The following is a 16,513-nucleotide window of genomic DNA, read 5'->3' as shown; positions in this document are numbered from 1 at the left end:
GCCCCGACCTCGGCCTCATGGCTCAACCTCGTCGAGGGCTGGTTCGCGCTGCTGACGCGGCGCCAGCTTCAACGCGGCGTGTTCGAGACCACGGGCGATCTGGAGACCGCCATCCACGCCTACATCGATCAGACCAACGCCGAGCCAAAGCCGTTCGTCTGGACCAAATCAGCCGATGCCATCCTCGCCAGCGTCAAACGCTTCTGCCAAAGAATTTCCAACTCAGACCACTAGACGCGGCGACCGGTTTCTGGCCGGCCCTGCACGGCGCCCTCGACGCCCTCGGCTTCGACGGAGGTTACGTGGCGCGGCTGACCGCGCCGGCGCACGGCGGCCGTCGCAAGTACGTCAAGGATTCGGTCTGGGGCATGATGGACTTCGAGCCGCACGAGCTCGCCATCATCGACTCCCCGCTGCTCCAGCGGCTGCGGCGGATATCCCAGCTCGGCCTGACGTTCCTGACCTATCCCTCGGCCGAGCACAGCCGGTTCTCGCACACGCTGGGCGTCACGCACGTCCTGAAGCGGCTGGTCGCATCCATCAGCGACGCCGCGCGCAGGGAGCCGATCCTGCGGGCCGGCAACGATGAGTACCAGCTCTATGACCCGTCGGCGGACGGTGCTGTCGCACGGAGCCTCGCCCACGCCGCACTGCTCCATGACGTCGGTCACCTCGCGTTCTCGCACGCGGGGGAGACGGCCTTCTCCGCCGGGGCGGGCCTCCTGGTCGGCGGGATGGAACTGGAGGACTTCATCGCTTGCTTCAGGGAGGAGGGGTTCGAGTCGGGCCTCTCCGAGTGCCTGTCGATCGCCGTCTGCCTGTCGCCCCGCTTCCGGGCGTTCTACGGGCGCGTGCTCGGCGCCGACGACGTCGACGGCCGGCTGCGCGAGATCTGCTGCTTCATCGGCGGCGTGCCGCACGACCCCCGGTACCCCGGCCTGGCCAACCTCATCTCCGGGGCCGCCGTCGACGCCGACAAGATCGACTACCTGAACCGCGACGCCCGCCAATGCGGCATCCCGGTGGGCGTCGACGTGTCACGCGTGTTCCTGAACTCGGCCTTGGTCCGGATCTCGCAGGACCAGGCACTCGCCCTGAGCCGGTCGCGCATCGGCCAGACCGGGGGCGGCCGGTTCTCCGCCGGCGTGCACTTCATCGTCAACTCGTCGGGGATCGACACCTACGACGAGCTCGCCAACGCCAAGGCGGTCCTTTACCAGCGCGTCTACCTGCACCAGCTCACGCGCAACGCCGAGCAGGTCCTGTCCGAGGCCGTCCACGGGGCGATCCGCGATGCGCCCGCGACCGCCGGTCCGGACCCCAGGGACATCTTCACGTGGTTCGGGTACGGCGACGACGAGTTGCTGGCGCGCCTGTCGCGCGAGCGGGGCTCGCGCCAGATCGCCGCCCGGCTGGTCACCCGGGATCTGCCGAAGCGGGCGTTCGTGATCTACCGGGACGCCTGCGAGCCGTTCGTGAGCCTGCGCGACGTGTTCGACGCGGGCGAGTGGGACGTGCACGACGCCCGGGGCGCGCTGGCCGACCTCGAACTGGTCTACCGACGCGCCACGTGCTGGCGCCTGTTCGACCAGCTCGTGCCGGTCGACCCGGTCGAGAGGCCGCGGCGGCTGGCGGAGCTGCGGGACCTGATCCGCCGCGAGGCCATCGCGGTCCGACGCAGCGTCGACCCGGGCTTCGTACCCCCGGCGCCCAACGCGGCCGAGCCCTACGTCGGCCTGTCGCCGCGCTTCGAGCTCAAGCCGATCAACGAGGTGCTCGTCCGCGAGAAGAACTCGATCGGCCACAGCGGCCAGTGGACGAAGTCCGAGGAGCTGTCCAACGCGGACAATCTCGGGCGCGGCGTCGACCACGTCCACGCGGACCGCGAATGGCTCCCCTACGTCGCGGTCGCGTGCACGAAGGTGCTCTACGACCTGCACGCGGGGACCATGGCGTCGTCGATCCCCGACGGGGCGGCAACGGGCGACGGCTCCGCCCGGGAGGGCTTCCCCGTCCGACCGCGCCTGCTTCTGCGCCTGGAAGAGGTCTGCTCGCGCACGGGCGTCGACCACGGCAGGCTGCTCGACGACATGGCGACGGCCGCCCGGGCCGGCTATTTCGGGGCCGCCGAGCGGATCGTGCCGCTCGACGGGGGGTTGCTGCCGCGGTGCGGCACCGTCGCGGCGCGCTACGCCACGTTCCGGGGGGAGGGGGGCTGGCAGGTCAGCCCGGGATCGGTGGCCGCCTTCGTCCGCCAGTTCCCGGTCGGCCTGCGTCCGGAGATGCTGTCCCTGCTGGCGGAAGGGACGATCATCACCCGCGGCGCGGTCGGGCAAGCCTTCGATCGGATGACCGCCGCGTCGCGGGCCCGGGGGGAGGGCGGGATCGTCTTCGCCCGCTTCTCGCCGAACAGCGGCAACGTGACCGGCATCGCGCTGGAGCAGGAGCGCCGGGACACCTATCTCGGCGCCGGCCACGGCTTTGTCCGAAATCTGGCCGAGCTTGAGGTCCGCCTGGCGGGTGGCCCGGCCGACTGCGTCGCCTTCGTCGACGACCAGTTCGCCAGCGGCGGCCAGGCCAGCGCCCAGATCCTGCACTGGGCCGGCGTCCCGCGCGAGCGATGGCCCGCCGCGATCCAGGGCGAGCGCAACATCGACATGAGCGCCCCCGGCGACCGGACGCTGGAGCTGCTGCGGTCCGGCAGGGTCAGGCTGATGTTCATGCACGGCACCGAGTCCGGGCGTACCCGCGTCGTCGAGACCGCGCGGTCCGCGGGCTTCGCCGACCTCGACGTCGTCTTCGACCGACTGATCCCGGCGAGCCCGATCCTGTCGGGACCGTTGCGGGAATTCCTCGCCGAAGTGGGTCGTGGCCTGCTGCGGGCCATCAGGCACGGCGACGCTCCGGTCGACGCCGCGGCGGACGCGGCGCTCGCGGCCGACGCGGTCGGCTACGGCGGCATCGGCAGCGTCATGGTCACGCCCACGAGCGCCCCCTCGCACGCGATCACCGCGCTGTGGTGTCCCGGCGCCTACTCCGGGCAACCCTGGCTCCCCCTGTTCCTCAGGCGCGGGTACCGGAAGCACCTCGTCTTCGGGTAGGCGGCGCCATCCGGCGGTCCCGGGCGTGTCGGCGAGTTCCGTCGTCTCGGTCCGGGCGGACCGAAGTCCCGAGTACGAGCCCGGCCCACGTCGTCGGCCCCGGCGCGGAAGCCGACGCGCTCGACGCTCCGGTCGCGGGTCCAAGTCCGACTCCAACCCACCTTGTCCCCGGAGCCGGGAGCGGGGGCCCGGAGTGGTCATGGCCAAAGCGGGCTCTCGCCTGGCCGCGCCGCGCTTTGATGACGCGTCCGTTCACGCGGCGTTCGGCCGCCTGGATGATCCGGATCGCATCGTCCTCTGCCGAGGATCGTCCTGACATCGTGGCGCCTTATCAACGGGTGAAGCCGACCTCTCGTCGCTACGCCCTCGCGCGACGCCGCGAGCGCCGATGCTGTCTGTGGCCCCGTCACGGTTGTGATCCTGCCACACCGCCCGCGGCGACGGGGTCCGTGTCCCTGATCCCCATTACGGTCGCGGCTTCGCCCTAGGCGAACTTGGGGTGCGCGACCGGTGCGGGCGGCATGACGCTTCGCGCTCGCCGGGCCGCGGGATCTCCCTCCTCCAGCCGAGCGAAGTCGCCGCCAATTCGAGCCCGACGATCCACGAGGAGCGATGCCGTGACGCTGCCGATACGTATCTCCGCCCCGCCGCCGAATGGAGGTCACGAGGATGGCGAGGGGTCGTGCTATTGCGACCTCGTCGAGATCAACGATTGGGGCGCATTCGAGATCGTCGAGGCGCTTTCCGGAGAGTTGGCGACGCTTCTGCGACAGAAATCCACGAGCGCCTATCTGGTCCGCACGCATGGCGACATGGAGGTCGGTCCGCCCTTCTGCCATCCCGACGCTGACGATGAGCCGATGTACTGCGCGGTGGACCATCTCGGGAGAATCGAGCGCGATCCCGCGGCGAACGAGGCGCTGTGGCGTTGCGCGAACGCCGCCGTGGAACTTCCCGGGGGGCACCGGCTCGCCGAGCCCGCCAGAGATCGAGTAAAGGACTTGGCGGCGCGCGCGCTCGCGCACGATCGATCACCCGTTCTCGACGCCGTGGCGGAAAGTGCGGACGGCCTTCGAACGCCCGGCCGAACGAGATCGCGGGCCCGCCGTCGTTCGGGACCATGGCGGACGGCACGACCGAGGGGCGGCGAAACGCTGCCGCTGCGTGTGGGCCCCACGCCGCTGTCGCCGTCGAGACCGGGGTATCCGTCGCCGTCCAGGCGTCGTCGTGGGTCCAAGCCGGATCGGCCGGTCGGCCACGGATGCCACGCCGCGAGCCACGCCAGACATCGACGTTTCGTCAACCAATGGATCGACTACCCGACCCCGCTCAGGCGTCCGTTAAGCCGGGCCGCCGCATCGTGCCGAAGGAAGGATGTCCGGGAGGCGAACATGCAGATGGAGTCGGTCGGGGCGGGGTTGTCATGGATCCCGGGCCTGGGACCCTGCCGCATTTCGACCTGTTCGCGCGAACGCTCGGTGACATCGACTCGCCGGAAACGATGGCGTGGTGGTCGGATCCCGATTGGAGGGGGCACGTCGCCCTCGCGGTGATCACGGAGCGTGGGAGCGCACGCATCGCCTCCTCCAGTGTGATCCTGGGCGGGGGCAGGCAGGCGGCGCCGACCGCGGGCTCCGGCGATGCCGGAGATAGGCGCGCCTTCCTGAGACGCGAGGTCGAACGTCAGCGCTCGGCGTCGAGATCCGCGATAGACCGTGCCCTGGCGGGATTGGCATTCCGCCCCGACGGGGCGACGTTCCACGTGACGAGTGCTTTTGCACTGCGTACGGTGAAGGCGCATCTCGACGTCGGAAGCGGATGGGCCGGCGGCACAGTTCGTCTGGGGCGGGAGACAGCCCTTCGGGCGGGTGGCGGGGCAGCCTCGCGCAGCGTGCCGGGGGTGGGGGATGGCCACGCATGCGGCGCGAGGGCGGTCGACGCGCTCGCCGACGATCTCGCCACTTGGCTCGAACGCCAGTACTTCCACGACGACTGGAGCCCCGACGATACAAGTCAGGCGGCACTGTCCCACGCCCTGGCTGTCATGGTCGCCGCTCACAACGGCGAGATCAGCGACTCCTTTGCGATCGGCCGTGCCGGAAGCCTCCCGGCGCCAAGGTCGTCGGCGGGAGGGGAGACCGGGGCTCGATCGCGGCTGTCCGATCACCACGCAACCGGCCGTGCGGTCACGCCGCTCGAACCCCTGGCATAGGCTCGACGGCCCCCCGGATAGTGCGACTCACGATCGTCGGGCCGACCGGGCCTCCGAGCCCGCGTCGGTCCAGGGCAGCCGTGGGGCCGTCAGCCACCCCGCGAATGTCGCGATGCGCGGCGCTCGCGGCGTACTGGGACGCTGTCGTTTCGGACGCTTTCGGGCGTGCTGTCGCGGAGCAGGTCGCCGCAGCCGCCGAGATCAAGGAAGGGATGGACCCGACGGAACCGCCTCTCGGTCCGCTTCATCGCGCAACGATTCGGCCTCGGCGAGGTACTTAGCCCTGATCTGCTCCTCCTGGTGTTCGATGCGCTGAATCCCGACCAAGTGCCCGCAAACCTGGAAGACCAGCTTTTCGGTTTCGTTTTCAGGCGAATTTCGGCGCAGCAGCGGACCGAGCGGCTCAGGGGCGGCCAGCAGCCCCTGATGCGTTGGCGCCGTCCCGCGAATCAGATCCTGCCACGCCTCGGGCAGCATCGTTAGTTTGCCCTCGGCTTTCCTCTTGAGCTCATCGGTGAGCCACTTCTCGTTCTTCGTCGGTGTATTGGCGACGAGCCTCGCAAGCTCGGCGAGCCGTTCGTCTCGCTGGGTCACGCGCAGCTCGTCCATGTAGCCGGCATGATCGTTTGCGTAGGCGGTCGCGAGCCCCCGCGCATGGTTGAACGCGGCGTCGATCGCCGGCGGCCGCCTCCTGGGATTGTGGCGCAGCGCCACATCGCGGCTGCCGTCCTCGGACCGAAGCACGGTGAACATGACCGTTTGGGAGTGCGGCCGCAGGTAAGGCCTATCCGTCAACGTGTAGGGCAGCGAATTCAAGGGGACGACGCTCACCCACACCTCGTCGCCGAACGCGGCCGCGACGTGGCGCGTCCCGAAAGGAGTTTCGTGCATCTCGACATTCGCGACGCATGTTTCTGTGGCGATGGGCATGGGAACCTCCTGTGTGTCGCAGCGAGGTTCGCGGTTGATCATGCAAGGGACAAACGTGAGGGCGGCGCAAGCGCCATGCAGCTTCAGAGTTTAGCTGCTGACGCCGCGGACGCCTGGTGCGTCGTTGTCGGGCGCGATCACCGGGCCAGACGGATTGGCCGGGGAGATACGTCGGCTCGACGAGGCGCAACTTCTCTCGCGTGGTCCAGTGCGGCCGGCGCTGCACCGAGGTGAGCACCTCGACGCGCTCTTGCGCGCACGCCTCGGCAAAACTGAGAGTGCTTCGGGTCATTCTTGGCGATTATGCAAATGCTCCGAAGGGATCGGAGCATCGTGGGGCATATTGCGTGAGTGTAGACGGATGCCACAACCTAAGGGCAACTGATAGATTCGGGCCAACGGCGGAATTGTTCGGTCGGACACACTTTGTCACGATCGCGAGGATCTGGAGACAAACCCGCGATCTATCTTGATCGTCGCGCTTTCGACAGACGCCGAACATGCCAAGGATTACTCCCTGGAGACGGCCGAGGAGGATCGACGCCTCGGCAAAACGGCTCAGAAATACCGAGCCCTGCCGTGCTCGGCCACCCAGCTATCGTAGTCTTCGAGAGCCAGACCGCGTCCGTTTATCCGAACTTTCGAACGTCTCCAGACAATCCGCAGCCGACACGGAGTTTTAGATGATGAAACGAACTGTCGAGTACTTGACGGCCGCATTCATGTTCGTCGCGACAGTATCGAGTGCGACCGCCGCCCTCGCATTCGAGCGTGGCGGCCATGGCGGTGGTCCGGACTGGGGTCGGGCAGGCGACCATGGTTCGCCTCCCGGCGGCGATCGCGCATTCCGAGGGGGTGGTCACGGGTCTGCGAGATTTGGCCTCCATCGCGGTCCTCGCTCCAACACGTTCCTGCCGGCCGTCCCGTTCGCAGGAGGGCGGCAACACCGGCCGCGCCCTCACTAGGACGAACGGACGGTCGGCTACATTCGAGGCGACCGCCGTCTGTCTCGCCTCCGGAACCTGGCGTTCGCGGCAGGTCCAGTTCGTGGGCGAGGTGGGATCGGCCAGTCCGCGCCGTCCTGCAGCATTATGTTCCGTCGCCGCGATGACTACGATCACCTGCCGGATTATATCTTCCGATAAGCCGGTCCAATATGTCACGCCTGCTTGCCGAGACGTGTATTCACCGGTTGATCGTATTGGTGTCGAGCGTCTTGGGGCCGACGACACCGACGGCACTCGCGGTCGGTAGGCAACGAGGGTGACAGTTCGAGCGGAAGCGTCTTCCCCGTCGCTCGCGCGTCACGCTTCATTTTACAAGATGTGGAGAGTCGATGCAGCATGCGGATATTGTGCTTACTGACGCTATGCGATGGCTGCGTTGGTTGCCGGGCTGGGCGCAGAGTGTCGCTCTTGTTCTCGGATGTTTTGTTGTTGTGCTGCCACTTCATCAGTTCGCGTATCGCTTCCTGACACGAGCGTCTCAAGACCGAGGCCTGTTCTGGCGCTCACTCGTTCGACGGACGCAAGGTCCCACCCGTCTCTGCCTCATCATCGTCGCTGTTGGTGCCGCTTCCGCCGTCGCACCGGTGTCCCGGGAGGTCCGGGTCTTGGTGAACCATCTTCTGCTCGTCGGTTTCGTTGCGCTCGCCGGTTGGTGCTGCTGCATCGCGATCCACATCGCTACCGTCATTTACCTGCGGCGATTCAAACTCGACGCTGAAGACAACCTTCTCGCGCGCAAGCACTTCACCCAGGTGCGCCTCCTCGAACGCGCGGCCGTGACGCTCGTGGCGTTGATTACGGTCGCCGTGTGCCTGATGACGTTCGAGCCCGTGCGGCAATACGGCGTAAGCCTTCTGGCCTCGGCGGGAGCCGCGGGCCTGATCCTCGGTCTAGCGATGCAGCCGGTACTCTCGAACCTCGTTGCCGGAATCCAAATCGCGATAACGCAGCCTATCAAAATCGAAGATGCGGTCATCGTTGAGAACGAATGGGGTTGGGTCGAGGAAATCAACTCGACGTACGTGGTTGTTAGGCTTTGGGATTGGCGTCGGCTTGTCGTACCACTGACATATTTTATTCAAAAGCCATTCCAGAACTGGACGCGCGAGGGTTCGTCGCTCATCGGGAGCGCTTTCCTCTACGTCGACCACACCGCGCCAATCCCAGCCATGCGGAAAAAGCTTGCAGAGATCGCCGCGCAATCAAATCTCTGGGACGGAAAGGTCGTGAGCCTCCAGGTCTCAGACGTGCGAGAGAACGTGATTGAAATTCGAATGCTGATGAGCGCTCGCAATGCTTCGCAGGCCTGGGATCTGCGATGTGAAGTCCGGGAGAAGATGGTCGGCTTCCTGCAGGCCGAGCTGCCCAGCGCGCTGCCGCGGTATAGGACGGAATGGCTCCGAACCGATCGTGACCGTCCAACACAGTCAGCAGGCTGCGCCCCGGCACAGTAGTTCGGCGTCGGCGCACTTCACCAACACGCCGCGAACGCTCATCATCTCGTCAATCATCGGGGGCTCTAGGTTTGAGGCAGGTGCTCGCAGCCGAACCTTACCCGGCATTCGCCGATGCCCCCCACCCCCGCGAGCTACACGACCACCCGTGACACGACGGAAGTTCGGATGGGAGCACCGCCGATTCCCATGCTTGGCTTATGTAGCCAACGGACCGGCCAGCCTGCGCTTTGAGGAACGACCACGATCCCGACGCCATGATGACCTTGAGTTGTGCATCAGCCGGTTTAACTTGATCGTCCCCGGCCATGAAACCTCTCGATCCGGTGTTGGATGCATGGGATCGCATGCGCGCCAGCCGCTTCCGTCGCTGTCTGGATTTGAAGAGTGATCGAAGCTGTCGGAACGGAGCACTTATGGCGATCTGGGATCATGCATCCGGTCTACCTTGCCTCGAAGGAACGTGAGATCAATCGCTGGCCGGGCATGCGCTGGACACGATCATAGCACCGCGCCCCTAAGAGCCCGTCCGGTAAGGGTCTGAAGCGGGGCTGAGTGGCCGGGATGGCGATGCTTCCAGGAGGGTGCTGAAGCCTGACTTGGAAGCGCCATGTGGACCCCGACCACCCGGCGGCAGCATAGCCGCGTGGGCCTTCGCTATGAAACCGACCTGACCGACGCCGAGTGGGCGGTGATCGCGCCACTGATGCCGAGGCCGGCGCCCTGTGGTCGGCCTCCGCTCTGGACGACACGGGAGGTCCTGAACGCCATCTTCTACGTTCTGAGAGGTGGGATCTCTTGGCGGATGATCCCCAAGGATCTGCCGCCGCGCTCGACCACGTTCGGCTACTTCAGCCGCTGGCGCGACACAGGGCTGTTCGGCCGGATCAACCACCACCTGGTCATGCTTGATCGCGAGCGTGTCGGACGAGAAGCCTCGCCGTCCGCCGCAGTGCTCGACAGCCAGACCGTCACAACGATGGAGAGCGGCGGGCCGCGCGGCTACGACGCCGGCAAGAAGGTCAAAGGCCGCAAGCGCCAAGCGCTGGTCGACACCGACGGGCGTGCGCTCGTCCTCGATCCGCAACCTGCCGACGTGCAGGACCAAGACGGAGCCGTTCCGGTGCTACGCCTGTCGCGCCGGACCTTCCCGTTCATCGCCAAGGCCTTCGCCGACGCCGGCTATGCCGGCGACAAGCCAACGAGCGCGACGATCATCGCCGTCGAGATCGTGCGCAAGCCGCCGGATCAGGTTGGCTTTGCTGTTCATCCACGTCGGTGGGTCGTTGAGAAATTCTTCGCCTGGATCAGCCGCAATCGACGCCTCTGGAAGGATCCGGAAGCGACACTCGCCTCCGCACGAGCCTTCCTCTACGCCGCAGCCGTCATGATCCTCGTCAGGCGCCTCGCCCGATCAGCCTGACTTCTCGGACGGACTCTAAGGAGCCGGATGCCGCCGCGGTACAACTTCGTGCGCCTTGCCGCGGGGTCTGACGCGCCGGGGCAATTTATTCTGATCATATTCGTGGGATGGGTAGCTTTTTCCGCTGGACGGGGGTGTGTAATTTAAACAGGGTTTTGCCTAACCCCTTTTTGGCATTGGGAATTCGTCAGCCGCCGGGGGCAGTTTTTTCCAACTCCCTACAGCCGCGCAACCTCGTGACGACGACGCCCCGGCCGGTACCGCTGATCCGCCGCCTCCTCGCCGACCCGCGCACGGTGGTGAGCCGCGCCCGGACCCACGACAACGCCGCGCATCTCGCGCCCGATTTCCTCCAGCAGGTGGTCGGGCGCTACGCCGGCACGCGGCTCGGCCGGCAGGAACTCGACGGCGAACTCATCGCCGACCGGGACGACGCCCTGTGGACGCGCGCCGCCCTGGAGGCGGACCGGATCGCCGCCGCCCCCGATCTCGGCCGGATCGTCGTGGCGGTGGACCCGCCCGCCGCCTCGGGCGCGCGCTCGGATGCCTGCGGGATCGTGGCGGCCGGGCGCGCCGGCGGGCACGCCTACGTGCTGGCCGACGCGAGCCTCGCCCGCGCCACCCCGCAGGCCTGGGCAGCCGCGGCGCTGGCGCTCTACCACCGGCTCCGGGCGGACGCCCTCGTGGTCGAGGTCAACCAGGGCGGCGAGATGGCCGCCGCCGTGCTGGGCCAGTGCGACCCGGCCGTGCCGGTCACCCGCGTCCACGCCACGCGGGGCAAGTACCTGCGCGCCGAGCCGGTCTCGCTGCTCTACGCCCGCGGGCTGGTCCACCATGTCGGCGCCTTCCCGGCGCTGGAGGACGAGCTGTGCGATTTCGGGCCGGACGGGCTGTCCGGCGGGGCGTCGCCCGACCGCCTCGACGCCCTGGTCTGGGCGCTCACGCACCTGATGCTGGAGCCCCGGGCCGCGCCGCGGATCCGGCGGCTCTGACGGGGAGGGCCCGAAACAATTCGGCGCGCTTCGGGAGAAGCGCGCCGGAGTCGGTTCGTGGTCTCTGGAACGAACTGCATGCTGTATACACAATGTCGTGCGCCAAATCTGTAGCGATCAGGCCACGGCACGCGGTCCTGTGCTGGGAATCCCCACCGTAATTCTCCTTATTGCGCGGCGGCGACGGGCAGATTGAGCGGCGGATTTGTCGGGATGATCCGCGCCGTCCTTCCGGGGCGCCGCGGGCGGACCCTCAATCCTGACCGGTCATCGGTGCCCGACGCCGGCACATCGGCGTGCCTGGCCGCCGGGAGTCCGATCGCGCGCCCGGTCGCCCCCGCCGCCATCGCCCCCGCCACCGCCGCAGGCGCCGCCGGCGCCCGAAGCAAAGCTGCCGGCTCCGGAGGGGCGGGAGCCCTGGGCGCGCCGCGAGCGCCGCGCGGCTCGCATCCCGCAGCGGGGGAAGGGGACGGGCGCGACGACGAAGACCGCGAGTTCGAGGGCCTGCCTCCCGTCCATCGGAGCCGCCGTCGGTTCGTCGGTCCGGACGTTCCAGCACGGGCGGGTGTCGGGGCCGTCACGGGGGCGCCGTCAGGCTCCGCAGGGCCGCCCGGACGTCGGCGAGGGCGCCGACCAGGGCGTAGCAGGCGAAGTCGTGCGCGCCGGCGGCGGCCTTCGCCAGCCGGAAGCGGCAGCTGAGGCGGTTCGCCCCGGCCTCGGGGGCGATCGCGAATGCGGGCCGCGGCGCGTCGGGCTCCTGCTCCGGCGGGCCCGGCGCCCAGACCGCGAGGGCGTGCGAGCCCTCCGGCGTCGCCAGGATCACGGGGTCCGGCCGCTCCCCCGCTCCGGGGTCGAGGGGCGCGATCCCGCCGGTGGCCGGGTCGAAGCGCCAGGCCGCGGAGAAGTCCGCCGGCACGGCGGCGGCGAGGGGTTCGAGGCGGAGCGCCGCCGCGGGCTCGGCCAGCACGAAGCTCGCCTGCACCTCCACGGCGTTGCCGAGGCCCGGCAGGCCGAGGGCGACCCGCTTGCGCAGGATCGGGGCCGGGATCGCGGGGCTCGCGGGCGCGGTCGGGCAGTCCGAGGGGGGCTCGTCGGCCGGGTCGGCGGCGCCGTCCCAGGCCATGCGGGTCTCGGTCTCGGCCCAGCTCCGGCCGGCGCGCAGGGCGCGGAGCCGGCGGGCCGCCGGCGCGCCGGTCCCGTCCTGCGGGGTGCCGGCCTCGCTCGCGCGGCGGCAGCCCGCGCCTGACCCGACCTCCGCCCGCGCCTGCAGGGCGTCGCCGGGCTCGGTGTCGGCGAGGAAGGTGACGCCGTCCCAGGTCAGCGTGTCCACCGCCCCGGCGACCCGCCGGGACAGGCGCAGGCTGATCTCGGACCGGCCGAAAGGGTGCGCCAGGATCAGCGTCCCGTCGGGCTCCGGCCACAGGGGCACGGGGGCGGGCGCATCCGCCGCCCGGGCCGGCGCGGCGAGGAGCGCCGCGACGAGGCCGCCGAGACGGGCGGCGCGGGCGCGCGCCCGGAACCGCGCCTGGGGCCGTGTGGGGATCCGGGGCTGCATCGCGTGACCATAGCTCAGGAACGGACCGGCATGTCGACCCTCCTCGAACGCCTGGCGCGGGTGGCGCGCCGCGCCGTCGGCGGCCCGGCCCTCGCCACCAAGGCCGCCGCGGCCCCGGCCTTCGCCCTCTACGCCGAGGGCCGGGCCAGCTGGACGCCCCGCGACCCGGCGGCGCTCGCCCGGGCCGGCTACCAGGCCAACCCGGTGGTCCACCGGGCGGTGCGGCTCGTCGCCGAGAGCGCCGCGAGCCTGCCGCTGATCGCCACCGGCCCCGGCGCCGCGCGCGCGGGCGACCTGCTGGCCCTGCTGGCGCGGCCGAACCCCCGGGAGAGCGGCCCGCACCTCCTGGAGACGCTCTACGCCGACCTCCTGCTCACCGGCACGGCCTACCTGGAGGCGGTGAGCCTCGACGGGCGGGTCGCCGCGCTCCAGGCCCTGCGGCCCGGGCGGATGCGGGCGCTGCCGGGCCCGGACGGCTGGCCGGCGGCCTACCTGTACACGGCGGGCGGGCGCAGCCGCCGGTTCGACCTCCCCGAGCCGGGCACCGCCGTGGCGCCGATCCTGGCGCTGGCGCTGTTCCACCCGGAGGACGAGACCGGCGGCCTCGCCCCGATCGCGGCGGCGGCCGCGGCCCTCGACATCCACAACGCCGCGAGCGCCTGGAACAAGGCGCTGCTCGACAACGCCGCCCGTCCGTCCGGCGCCCTCGTCTTCGCCGGGGCGACGCTGTCCGAGCCGCAATTCGACCGGCTGAAGGCGGAGCTGGAGGCGAACTACCAGGGCGCCGCCAATGCCGGCCGGCCGCTCCTGCTGGAGGGCGGCCTCGACTGGAAGCCGCTCGCGCTCTCGCCGCGGGACATGGACTTCGTGGCGGCCAAGGACGCGGCCGCCCGGGAGATCGCCCTGGCCTTCGGCGTGCCGCCGCTGCTGCTCGGCCTCCCCGGCGACAACACCCACGCCAACTACGCCGAGGCCAACCGCGCCCTCTACCGCCAGACCCTGGTCCCCCTCGCGGCCCGCACCGCCCAGGCGCTGGCCGGCTGGCTGGAGCCCGCCTTCGGCGCGATCGACCTGGAGCCGGACCTCGACCGGATCGAGGCGCTCGCCGGCGAGCGGGAATCCCTGTGGCGCCGGGTCCAGGCCGCGGACTTCCTGTCGGTGGCGGAGAAGCGGGAGGCCGTCGGCTACCCGCCCGCGATGCCGCCGGCGCCGGGCACTCCCTGAGGCGCGGGTCTCCGCGTCGGCTGCGGACGTCCCCTCACCGGCCCACCCGAGGATCCCCTATGGACGGCCACTTCTCCGGCTATGCCAGCCTGTTCGGCGTGCCCGATCTCGGCCGCGACGTGGTGGTGCCGGGCGCCTTCGCGGCGAGCCTCGCCCGCCGCGGGGCCGCGGATGTGCGGCTCCTGTTCCAGCACGACCCGGCCGAGCCGATCGGCCGCTGGCTCGCCCTGCGCGAGGACGGCCGCGGCCTGTTCGCGGAGGGCCAGCTCAACCTCGCCGTGCGGCGCGCCCGGGAGGTCGACGCCCTGATGCGCGCCGGCGGCCTCGACGGGCTCTCGATCGGTTTCCGCACGCTGCGCGCCCGGAAGGGCGCCGGCGGCGAGCGCCGGCTCCAGCAGGTCGACCTCTGGGAGATCTCGCTCGTGACCTTCCCGCTGCAGCCGGGGGCCAGGGCGCGCCCAACCCCGGTTCCGGGCCCGGGCCCGGAGGCCGACGCGATCCGCGACCTCGCCGGCCTGATCGCGCCGCCGCGCGCCGCGAGACCCGCCGCGAGACCTGCCGCGAGACCTGCCGCGAGACCTGCCACTCGGCCGCTGCCGGCCGCGCGATCCTGACTTCCACCCCCGACGAGGCCCGCCATGGACGCCCAGACCCCGATCGCCGAACCCGCCCTCGCGCCGCCGCGCGGCCTGCCGCCGCTGGAGAACAAGGCCGCCCACCCCGAGGGCGGCCCGGTCCGCTCCGCCCTCGACGAGCTCGCCGCCGCCTTCGCGGCCTTCAAGGAGACGAACGACGCGCGGATCGACCGGATCGAGGGCCGCCTCGGCGTCGACGTGCTCACCGAGGAGAAGCTCGCCCGGATCGACGCGGCCCTCGACGCCGCCCGCACCCGCCTCGACCGCATCGCCCTGGAGCGGGCCCGGCCGCCCCTCGCGCAGCCGGATGCGCGGGGGCCGGGGACCGCGCACGAGCACAAGGCCGCCTTCGACCTCTACGTCCGGGCGGGCGAGAGCGCCGGGCTCAAGCGCCTCGAGGCCAAGGCGCTGTCGGCCGGCTCCGGGCCGGACGGCGGCTACCTCGTCCCCGACACGATCGAGCGGACCGTGCTGACGCGCCTCGGCCAGGTCTCGCCGATCCGGTCGATCGCCAGCGTTCAGGCGATCTCGGGCGCCCAGTACAAGCGCGCCGTCTCGGTCGGCGCGCCGGTCACCGGCTGGGCCGCCGAGACCGCGCCGCGGCCCGAGACCGCCGCGCCGGCCCTGTCGGAGATCGCGTTCCCCGCCATGGAGCTCTACGCGATGCCGGCCGCCACCCAGACGCTCCTCGACGATGCCGTGGTGGATCTCGACGCGTGGCTCTCGGCCGAGGTGGAGACCGCCTTCGCCGAGCAGGAGGGCGTCGCCTTCGTGTCCGGCAACGGCGCGAGCCGCCCGCGGGGCTTCCTGAGCTACGACACGGTCGCCAACGCCGCCTGGGTGCCGGGCAAGATCGGCACGGTCGCCACCGGGGCGGCCGGGGCGTTCCCGTCGGCCAGCCCGGGGGACGTGCTGTTCGACCTGATCTACGGGCTGCGCGCGGCCTACCGGCAGAATGCCGGCTTCGTCATGAACCGGCGCACCCAGAGCGCGATCCGCAAGTTCAAGGACTCGGAGGGCAACTATCTCTGGCAGCCGCCGCTCGCCGCCGGCCGGGCCGCGACGCTGGTCGGCTTCCCGGTCACCGAGGCCGAGGCGATGCCGGATCTCGCCAAGGACAGCCTGTCGGTGGCCTTCGGCGATTTCCGCCGGGGCTACCTCGTGGTCGACCGGACCGGGATGCGGGTGCTGCGCGACCCGTACTCGGCCAAGCCCTACGTGCTGTTCTACACCACCAGGCGCGTCGGCGGCGGGGTGCAGGACTTCGACGCGCTCAAGCTCCTGAAGTTCTCCTGAGCGCCCACGGCAAGGCGGGCCGCGGCGTGGCCGCGGCCCGCGTCGGCGGTCAGCGGCCCGCGTTGCCGTCGCGCAGGGTGCCGGTCGGCTCCTGCACGTGCGCCTCGAGGAACCAGAGGTGCTTGTCGACCGCCCGCGAGATCTCGGTGAACAGGTCGGCGGTGTCGGGATCGCCGGCCTCGTCGGTCTCGTCGATGTTCTGCCGCACCGCGTTGGCGTAGGCGGCGTAGCTGTCGATCAGCGCGGCGATGTGGTCGGCGATGGCGTAGATGCCGGTCGGATAGGCCGGCAGCTTGGTGCGCTCGGCGACCGCCTGGGTCGAGCCGAAGGCCGTGGCGCCGAGCTGGACCGCGCGCTCCGCGACGCTGTCGTTCAGCTCGTCGAGCTGGGTGCGGAACCCGTCGAGCATCTCGTGGACGCCGATGAATTGGGGGCCCTTGAGGTTCCAGTGGGCCTGCTTGATCGCCAGGGCCAGATCGATGCCGTCCGCGAGCCGCGCGTTGAGCGCCTCGATCGAGACCTTCTTGGCGTTCGAGTCGGTGTTGTTGCGGGTCTTGTGCGTCCGCGGGGTGTTGCTGGTGCCGGTGTCGGCCATGCTCTCGCTCCGTGAGCCGGTAAGGTTCGGATGCGAAAAGTGCCGATCGGCCCCCAGGTTCCCGCAGGCGCGAAGGATCCGCGGGAGGG

General features: G+C 70.3%; 10 protein-coding genes and 2 pseudogenes. 9 read left to right on the top strand and 3 right to left on the bottom strand.

The genetic code is table 11. From position 1 onward, the window contains the following. The 3 genes and pseudogenes from ME121_RS26850 to ME121_RS26840 all read left to right on the top strand — a co-directional run. Positions 1-234, top strand: a pseudogene (locus ME121_RS26850) (IS630 family transposase); the annotation flags it as partial. Between the two features lie 68 nt (positions 235-302). Beyond that, complete coding sequence (locus ME121_RS26845) at positions 303-3,101, top strand: phosphoribosyltransferase-like protein (protein ID WP_059409919.1); 2,799 nt, start codon at positions 303-305, stop codon at positions 3,099-3,101. A gap of 1,423 nt (positions 3,102-4,524) precedes the next feature. After that, positions 4,525-5,313, top strand: coding sequence for a hypothetical protein (locus tag ME121_RS26840; RefSeq protein WP_059409918.1), 789 nt, complete (start codon positions 4,525-4,527; stop codon positions 5,311-5,313). A gap of 201 nt (positions 5,314-5,514) precedes the next feature. Here ME121_RS26840 and ME121_RS26835 read toward each other — a convergent pair whose 3' ends face one another. Then, a complete protein-coding gene (locus tag ME121_RS26835; RefSeq protein WP_059409917.1) occupies positions 5,515-6,243 on the bottom strand; it encodes a hypothetical protein in 729 nt (242 codons plus the stop codon). A gap of 1,336 nt (positions 6,244-7,579) precedes the next feature. Here ME121_RS26835 and ME121_RS26830 point away from each other — a divergent pair. The 3 genes and pseudogenes from ME121_RS26830 to ME121_RS26820 all read left to right on the top strand — a co-directional run. After that, positions 7,580-8,704, top strand: a complete 1,125-nt coding sequence (locus ME121_RS26830) for a mechanosensitive ion channel family protein (RefSeq protein ID WP_059409916.1) — start codon at positions 7,580-7,582, stop codon at positions 8,702-8,704. 610 nt (positions 8,705-9,314) lie between these two features. After that, entirely contained in the window at positions 9,315-10,127 is an 813-nt protein-coding gene (locus tag ME121_RS26825; RefSeq protein ID WP_059409915.1) for an IS5 family transposase, read from the top strand. 221 nt (positions 10,128-10,348) lie between these two features. Next, positions 10,349-11,119: pseudogene (locus ME121_RS26820) on the top strand (phage terminase large subunit family protein); the annotation flags it as partial. Between the two features lie 577 nt (positions 11,120-11,696). Here the strand turns inward: ME121_RS26820 and ME121_RS26815 are convergent. Then, positions 11,697-12,674 carry a hypothetical protein gene (locus ME121_RS26815; protein WP_053621852.1) on the bottom strand — a complete coding sequence of 326 codons (978 nt, stop codon included), beginning with the start codon at positions 12,672-12,674 and terminating at the stop codon, positions 11,697-11,699. A gap of 30 nt (positions 12,675-12,704) precedes the next feature. On the opposite strand from ME121_RS26815, the gene ME121_RS26810 reads away from it, so the two are divergent. From ME121_RS26810 to ME121_RS26800, 3 genes are read left to right on the top strand one after another with little or no spacing between them, the layout of a single operon-like run. Further along, a complete protein-coding gene (locus ME121_RS26810) occupies positions 12,705-13,898 on the top strand; it encodes a phage portal protein (protein WP_012321873.1) in 1,194 nt (397 codons plus the stop codon). A 59-nt stretch (positions 13,899-13,957) separates the two neighbouring features. Then, complete coding sequence (locus tag ME121_RS26805; RefSeq protein ID WP_012321874.1) at positions 13,958-14,512, top strand: HK97 family phage prohead protease; 555 nt, start codon at positions 13,958-13,960, stop codon at positions 14,510-14,512. Between the two features lie 24 nt (positions 14,513-14,536). Continuing rightward, complete coding sequence (locus ME121_RS26800) at positions 14,537-15,829, top strand: phage major capsid protein (RefSeq protein WP_024828360.1); 1,293 nt, start codon at positions 14,537-14,539, stop codon at positions 15,827-15,829. Between the two features lie 49 nt (positions 15,830-15,878). Here ME121_RS26800 and dps read toward each other — a convergent pair whose 3' ends face one another. Then, a complete protein-coding gene (gene dps / locus ME121_RS26795) occupies positions 15,879-16,424 on the bottom strand; it encodes a DNA starvation/stationary phase protection protein Dps (RefSeq protein ID WP_012321876.1) in 546 nt (181 codons plus the stop codon). Between the last annotated feature and the right edge of the window lie 89 nt (positions 16,425-16,513).

The organism is Methylobacterium sp. ME121 (genome assembly GCF_000974725.1).
Classification (GTDB): domain Bacteria; phylum Pseudomonadota; class Alphaproteobacteria; order Rhizobiales; family Beijerinckiaceae; genus Methylobacterium; species Methylobacterium radiotolerans.
This window is presented reverse-complemented; position numbering and strand designations above follow the sequence as displayed.

Bases quoted from the DNA above. Each gene is read 5' to 3' on its own strand.
- ME121_RS26810 (WP_012321873.1), top strand. From the start codon at position 12,705: ATGTCGACCCTCCTCGAACGCCTGGCGCGGGTGGCGCGCCGCGCCGTC.
- ME121_RS26830 (WP_059409916.1), top strand. From the start codon at position 7,580: ATGCAGCATGCGGATATTGTGCTTACTGACGCTATGCGATGGCTGCGT.
- dps (WP_012321876.1), bottom strand. From the start codon at position 16,424: ATGGCCGACACCGGCACCAGCAACACCCCGCGGACGCACAAGACCCGC.
- ME121_RS26840 (WP_059409918.1), top strand. From the start codon at position 4,525: ATGGATCCCGGGCCTGGGACCCTGCCGCATTTCGACCTGTTCGCGCGA.
- ME121_RS26815 (WP_053621852.1), bottom strand. From the start codon at position 12,674: ATGCAGCCCCGGATCCCCACACGGCCCCAGGCGCGGTTCCGGGCGCGC.
- ME121_RS26825 (WP_059409915.1), top strand. From the start codon at position 9,315: ATGTGGACCCCGACCACCCGGCGGCAGCATAGCCGCGTGGGCCTTCGC.
- ME121_RS26805 (WP_012321874.1), top strand. From the start codon at position 13,958: ATGGACGGCCACTTCTCCGGCTATGCCAGCCTGTTCGGCGTGCCCGAT.
- ME121_RS26835 (WP_059409917.1), bottom strand. From the start codon at position 6,243: ATGCCCATCGCCACAGAAACATGCGTCGCGAATGTCGAGATGCACGAA.
- ME121_RS26800 (WP_024828360.1), top strand. From the start codon at position 14,537: ATGGACGCCCAGACCCCGATCGCCGAACCCGCCCTCGCGCCGCCGCGC.